Source organism: Pseudomonadota bacterium (assembly GCA_030860485.1).
Taxonomy (GTDB): domain Bacteria; phylum Pseudomonadota; class Gammaproteobacteria; order JACCXJ01; family JACCXJ01; genus JACCXJ01.
The window spans coordinates 1-7314 of sequence record JALZID010000002.1 but is presented as its reverse complement, the minus strand read 5'-3'; the positions used below and the strand labels follow the sequence as shown (position 1 = coordinate 7314).

General features: G+C 65.0%; 2 protein-coding genes and 1 pseudogene. 1 reads left to right on the top strand and 2 read right to left on the bottom strand.

Translation table 11 applies throughout. The annotated features are described in order from the left end of the window. Window positions 1–217, top strand: a pseudogene (locus M3461_00035) (IS1634 family transposase). Here the strand turns inward: M3461_00035 and M3461_00030 are convergent. Next, on the bottom strand, window positions 183–3188 hold the full coding sequence (locus M3461_00030; GenBank protein MDQ3772878.1) for an Hpt domain-containing protein: 3006 nt from the start codon (window positions 3186–3188) through the stop codon (window positions 183–185). The pseudogene M3461_00035 and the gene M3461_00030 sit on opposite strands and share 35 nt — an antisense overlap. A gap of 1801 nt (window positions 3189–4989) precedes the next feature. Then, window positions 4990–7194: a methyl-accepting chemotaxis protein gene (locus M3461_00025; protein MDQ3772877.1), complete on the bottom strand. Its 2205-nt coding sequence runs from the start codon at window positions 7192–7194 to the stop codon at window positions 4990–4992. Window positions 7195–7314: the final 120 nt, after the last annotated feature.

The window sequence follows — 7314 nt, the reverse complement described above, 5'->3', positions numbered from 1 at the left end:
GCAATTCTACATCCAGCTCACCGAGGTCGAGGCGGCGTTCAAAAACCTCAAGGACGATCTGCAGCTTCGCCCCATCTACCATCAACTCGAAAGGCGCATCGAAGCGCATATCTTCGTCGCCTTCATGGCCTATTGCCTGCACATCACCTTGCGGGCGCAACTCAAGCCGTTGGCGCTGGGTCTCACCTCGCGTGCCGTGCTCGACAAGCTCGCCAGCCGATCTGCGCTCCGACATCCTTGACCATGATCTCCCGACTGCCGAGGACCTCGTCCACCAAGACGGCAACGCATTCGTCTCCGGCCCTGAGCAAGAGCACCCTGCTCGCGCGCGTCCCCTCTGCTGTCGCATCGAGCTTGCCGAGGAGTACCGGCAGATAATAGACTTTATACCGGCGGCCCAGGTGCTCTATCGACTCCCGCAGCCGACCGACCTGGTCATGGGCCAAACGGCCGGCCACCACTTGTCCGACCAGCACCGTCGGGATCGGGAAGACATCGATACCGGCACGCACCAACAAGGCCTGGGTGATCCCGAGCGTGACCGGCAAAAAGAAGGAAAAATACGCTCCTTTGCCACGCTTCGAAGTCACCTTGACGCGCCCGCCTATTGCGCCGAGCTCGCTCATGACGATGTCCATTCCCACCCCGCGTCCGGACAGTCCCGTGATCTCCTCGGCCGTCGAGAGCCCGTGCGAGAAGATGAGCTGCATCAGCTCCTCGTCGAGGAGCGTCTGCTCAGGCGTGATGAGCCCGCGGGTGAGCGCCTTGTCCCGGATGCGCGCGACGTCGAGTCCGGCCCCGTCATCGCTGACCGTGAGGCGGATCTCGGTAGCTTCCGGTCTCAAGGCCACGGTCACCATTCCCACCTCCGGCTTGCCGGCGCGCCGTCTTTCTTCGATTGGCTCGATGCCGTGCACCACGGCGTTCCGGAGCACATGCTCCAAAGGCGCGATCATGCGCTCGATCACCGTACGGTTGATCTCCACATGCCCGCCTCGAATCGTAAGGTCTACCTTTTTACCCGATTCCCGCGCTGCTTGGCGTACGGCATGGTACAGTCGCTCGGTGATGGTGCTGAAGGGCGCGGCGCGCAACCGCATCAGATCACGGTGGTGCTCGCGGTCGATCCGTCGCTGTTCGGCCAGCGATGCGGTGGTGTGCTCCAGTGTCCGCGCCAACCCCTGCTGGACCGTGGCGACGTCGCTTACGCCCTCGGCGATCATGCGAGTCAGCTCCTGCAGGCGCGTGTAACGATCGAACTCCAAGGGGTCGAAATTTGCGTCGTCCGACTTGACCTGCGACAGACGCGACTGGAGTTGGCTCTCCGCTTGGATGGCGATCTCGTGCAACTGTTCGCGCACCCGACCGGTCGTGACCGCGAGGTCCGACAGCCCGCGCTCGAAGGCTTCCATCTCGGTCTCGATCCGGGAACGCGCGATGCTGATCTCTCCCGCCTGATTCACCAATCGGTCGGCGACCTCCGCGCGGATCCGAAGAAGCGTCTGGTGATCGCGCACGCCGCTACCGCCTGGGGCCAGTGTCGCGTCGGGGAGCTGGGCCGCGCGGCTCGACAAGGGCGTGAGTTCGAGCGTTTGAACCAATGCATCCGAAGTGCGATCGGACGATAGCAGAGCCGGCGCGAGGGTCTGGGCTCCTGGATCCGCCGCGTCGGACCGTGGTTGCGGCTGCACGGGCTGTCGTTTCTGGAGCGCTTCGGTGGCCAGGGCCAAATGGTCGAAACGCTCATCGAGGGCATCGAAGATGACGGCCGGTACATCGCCGTGGTCCACCAGGGCTTGCACGCGGTCCTCCATGTCGTGGGCCAGTCGGCAGAGATGTACCGCGCCGACGGTATGCGCGCTGCCCTTGAAGTTGTGCAGGACGCGCAGCAACTGCTGAGACGCGCCGTTGTCGCTCGGATCGGCCCGCCAGGCGCGCAGCCCGCTCCCGATGGCGGACAGGAGCTCGGAGGCCTCCTCGACGAAGAACGCCAGGATCTCGGTGTCGAGCCCCTCCGCCGCCGGTTGCGGGCGCGATGTGATCGGTTCGGGTTCGGCAGCGACAATATCCGGTACCGCGATCTCCGTGACGGGGTGTGACGCCTCATCGGTAGCAACGAGCGCCGGCGGTTCGGCGATCGGCCTGCGCCGCGTAGGCCAGTTGGACAGTAGCTCCTGGGCGGAGTCGATGAGCAAGCGGAGCCGGCTGTGGCGCTCCGATGCATGCTCGGGGACTTGCACCGGGGCCGGTGGCGGTTCGTGCTCGACGACAATGGCAGGCTCCCCGTGCACTCCAAGGGATCCGGGGCTGGACGGTTGTTCGATGGTGAGCAATTCGGAGGCATCGGCGACCGCGGCGCACAGGGAATCGATGCGCGCCATCAACACGGCGCTCTCCGAAAGCTGATTGGGTTCGGGACACTGCCGTCGCCGGGCCGCATCGATCATCCCGCCCAGGGCCGCGATCGCATCCCGCAAGACGTCGCGGCCACCGGTTGTCAGCGGATGCGGGTCCTGCGCGAGCGCTTGAAGCCATTGTTCCAGCGCGCCAGCGAGATCGCCGATGTGCGAGAGGCCCGCGGTCCGTGAGATACCGGCGAGGGTATGGCTTGCGCGCACGAACTCCGGTCGGATCTCGCAAAGGCTATGCGTGCTCAGGTGTTCGGACTCGAGATTCAGGGTTTCGTGGTGAACGAGGGCCTCACCGGCAAAGCTCTCAAACAACGTGACGGACATGACGGCGTTCCCAATCACCACCTCAGCGCTCGCTTCCAGCGTCGCCGATTCGGGCAGCGCCACATCCGCGTCCTCGGCAGCGTGACCGGTAGCGGCCATGGCACATGCTCCCTGTGTCAGGATAGAAGTCTCCTCTCCGTTCCTGACGCGGCTTGCCATGCCCATCAGCTCGGCATGGTCTATGTCGGCCCGACCGTCGCGCCCCAGCGCATCGATCCACTCGCCGAATCGCCTGTGGGCTAATTCGATCAGGGTCACGAGCGCGCCCGTCGCCGGTCGACCCTGGTCCAGCGCAAAGTCGAGCGTATCTTCGAGTGCATGGGCCACGTGGCCCAGGTCGGCGAGATGCACCATGCGGCTGCTGCCCCTGAGCTTATGGAAACCCCGCCGCAGCTCGGCGAGGACCTCCGCATCGGAAGGGTCATCGCGTACCGCGGCGAGCTGGCGCTCCATGTTCCGCAGAACCTCCAGCGCTTCTTCCAGAAAGACGGAAAGAAGCTTGGCATCCACCTCGGAGAAGTTTTCGGAAGGTTCCGGATCGCCGGAATCGCCAAGGGCCGGGGCTGCCACGAGGTCCTGCGGCCCTGCCGGCGGTGTGCCGGGATCCGCGAGACCGAGATGTTCGAAGACCGCCAGCAACGGCCGTTCGGGATCCGCAAGGCCCTGCTCGACGGCCATGCAGTAGAGATCGAGTCCGCTGATCCCCTCTGCAATCACGTTCATGGTCTCTTCGCTCGCTGCCCAATCGGCTGACTTCACCTCGGCGATTCGGGCGGCACAAAGAGCACACAGCGTCTCGGCTCGCACCGCGCCGAGCATGTCGAATACGGAGGCGCTTTGGGAGATCGAGTCGCCGAGGCCATCGATCTCGCTGGGCTTTACCGTTTCCTCCGACAAGTTACCGAGGAGGTGCTGCGCCTGTCTCAAGCGCTTCAGGATCTCCGTCGCCACCGGGGCCGCGGCATCGCTCATCCGCAAGGCATCGGCGATCTCGATGGAATACGCTCTCGAAGCGGTGCCGAGAAAGCACAACTCATTCGCATAGTCCGTCACGGACTGCGTCACGGTCTCTGAAAGCACAGGCCGACGGCAGGCGTCGTCCGCGATGATTAAGGCCTCTGCCAGGTCCAATGCCACGCGGTCGGTCTGGTGCGACGTGCGCGATCCGGCGTGATTGGCAATGGCATCGAGAAGATCCGTCAGTGCGCCGGAAAACGGCGGTAGTTTGCGGCGCGCTTCCGAGACATGGCCGATGAACTCATCGAAAGCGCCATCCGTACCATTATGAAAGCGTTCGAGCGCGTCCCGGGCGGCATGGAGGGATTCCCGCACGGCCTCATGCCCGGAGCGCCCCTCGGGGCTCACCTCCACCTCGGGGCCGGATGCGTCCGGGAACACCTTGTCGAGGCCGTACCATGCCGAGACCTCGCGGGCACGCGGACCGTCCGGGCAGGTCGTGGCGATCGCGTAGAGCACATCGCTCACTAGCGGGGAGCCACTTTCGGCCGCACCGCTCCGCAACCGGCGCAGCTCCTGCTCGATGCGCGCGCAGAGCTTCTTGACCTCGGGGCCGGTGTCGGTGTGGGCCATCTGAAGACCTTCGACGAGCGCGCTCGCGACCCACCAAAACGCCCGTCGGGAGGCCGGCTGGGTACGCAGGACCCCACCGAGGGCTCCGTGCATGGCGGCGAGACCTCTGGCGTCACCTTTAAACCACCGTAAGAGGCCGCGCTGATACGTCTCATGCTCACGCTGGAGTCGAACCACGAGATCTTCCTGGGTATCCGCTTCGCGACCAAGCGGGCCCGCAAGATCCACCGGTATATCGAAAGAACACAGGTCGTGCGCGCTAACCGGGGGCACACCGCGCGCCTGGGCCATCTCGCCCAAGAGCGGCAGGAACCGCATGGGATTCGTGCCGGCGCCGTCGGAGATACCGTCCAGGTAATCGCGCAGCGCGCGGATCGCGCGCTCTGCAAGCCGCCGCGCTGCCTGGGGATCCCCCGCGGCGCCGGCGGCAACCGCCAGGGTCAGCTCGGCGATCTCGTCGCAAAACCGCTGCGCTATCGGCAACATCGCCATGTCGAGGATCCCGGCGAGGCGGCGCAAACCCTCCCCTGCCCTGGCCATCTCGTACCCGTCGATAAGGTGGCGGGCGGCCGCTAGATCGGACACGACGGCGGTTTTGAGGGATCGCAGCGGATCATCGCGAGACCAGAGCGCATTTATCATCGGACTTCACACGGTTTTCGAGCTATAGCCTGAAGCGGGCGACCGAGCGTTTCAAATGGCCGGCGGTCTCCGTGAGCTGGTTCATCGCGCTGGCGATATACCCGGCGCCGGTCGTGGTCTTTTCGGTAACGTCCAGGATCCCACCCATGTTGGCGGATACCCCCTGGGCGATCTCGGTCTGCATCTGGGTCGACACGAAAATGGACTGGACCAGGCCCGCGAGGTCCTTGGACACACGTTCGATGTCGATGAGCGCCGAGCCCGTGGAGTCGGAGAGCCTGGTCCCCTCGACTACCCGCTGGGTGCTCTGCTCCATGGCCGTCGTCGCATCCTGAGTATCCGACTGAATGGTCTTGACCAGGGCCGCGATCTCGTTGGTTGCCGTGGCGGAATGTTCCGCCAGCCGCTGCACCTCTTCGGCGACCACGGTAAACCCGCGTCCGGCTTCACCGGCAGCGGCGGCCTGGATCGCGGCATTCAGGGCCAGCACATTGGTCTGCTCCGTGATATCCGAGATGAGATCGACGATCTCACCGATCTCCTGGGAGCTTTCGCCGAGGCGTTTGATGCGCTTCGAGGTCTCCTGGATCTGGGCGCGTATGCTCTCCATATTGGTGATCGAAGAATGGACGGCCTGGGCGCCCGTTTCCGCGGCGTCGAGGGTATGCTTCGCCACATCGGCCGAGCGCTTGGCGGTCTCGGACACCTCGGTGATCGACCGGGTCATGAGCTGAACGGCCGTAGCAGCATCCTTGATCCGAGTGGACTGCGCGCGTGCGGACGAGGCCAGGCGCGAAGCCACGACGCGTGCCTCATCGGTGGCGTTGGTCACCTGCTTGGCGGCGGTATCGATACCGGTCACCACGCCATACAGCTCGGTGACGGTGGCGTTGATCGAGTCGGCGATCGCGCCGGTGATCTCCGGCGTGACCGTGGTCCGGGCAGCGAGGTTGCCTTCCGAGATCTCGGCGAGCTCGTCCATGAGACGCAGGATCGCCTGCTGGTTGTTCTGGTTCTCGGCGGCGATCCGGGCGGCCTCCTCGTTTCGCTCCCGCGCTACTCGGACCTGATTCCCGCTCAGGAGGCGCAACGTGACCACCGCGACCAAGCAGAACCCGACCGTGAATACGACGCGCATCCAGAGCGTCACCTTGAAATCGGTGACCCGCGCCAGGAGCAGGGTCTGCAGGGCTACCGCACTCTTGTCGGCGGTCGTCGTCAGGGCCTCCACCGCACGATCGGTCGCCTCTCGCCACGCGGAGACATCGCGGATCTCGAAGGGTGTGCCGGATGGTGTCGGGCCGCCGGCCACCGCCGGTACACGCGCTGAGACCGGATCCATGGGATCGTGCAGCGCCGCGGGGAGAGGGGGAGGGTCTGGGGGTTCGAGTGCCGATGGCTCGAACTGTGGTTCTGGAGACGCCGGGTCGGACGATGACGTCGTCGTGTCGGGGGTACCCGTCTCGGCGAAGCGAACCACCCCTTCGATCGCGTCCTGGGCCTTCTTGGCTGCGGGTCCCACGGTCCCGTCAAGAGGCACGTAGGACTCCACCGCGCGCTTCACGCTGTTCCTAATCTGGTCGCTGGCGACCGCGGCACTGGTCATGGACGAGCGAAACCGCACCATGTCGGCCAGCGCAGCCGAGTTGCGCGAGGCGATCCCGGCGTCACGCCCATCGCCCAGAAACTGGAGGGCCTGGGGGACCTTCTGGCTCAAGGTGTCCATCAGGTAATAGGTATGGATTTCCGGATCCAAGGTCAGGTTGGAACTGTCCGCGACGTCCTGGATGGATTTCCTCAGCCGGACGAGCAGGGTATCGGTGGCGGCGAGGCGCTCCTCGCGGGTGACATCGTGCATCCCCAATTTGATCCGGGTCCAATCGCGGCTGGCGATCTCCCACAGATCCGCGACGCGCAGAATGCCACCATTAAGCTGGTCGACGGCCCCGACCTCCTGCGCCGCGCGCTCGACCGCTGCGGCGAGGTCCGCCTCGGTCGCCTCAGAAGTGCCGTCCACCGCCGGCGGCGAGGCGACCCCGGTCCGGTAATCGATCACCGCTCGTTGAAAACGGACCAATGGGGCGATGTATTCCGCACCCAGCCGTTCTTTATCCGCGAACTCGATCTGAGCGCTCAGATCGGTGACGACGAAATAGACCATCGCGGCGATCGGCAGGACGAACAGGGCGCCCGCGATCCAGAACGACTGCGCGAGGTTGCCGCTCATAGGTTATGTAGTTAAGGATTCGCGAAAATCGGCTCCAGACCGAATTGCAGCCGCCCACGTTGTCGATCCCGTTTAGGGTGTGCGCGTCGTGCGTTCCCGGCGAGGTAGTCGATGGCGCGT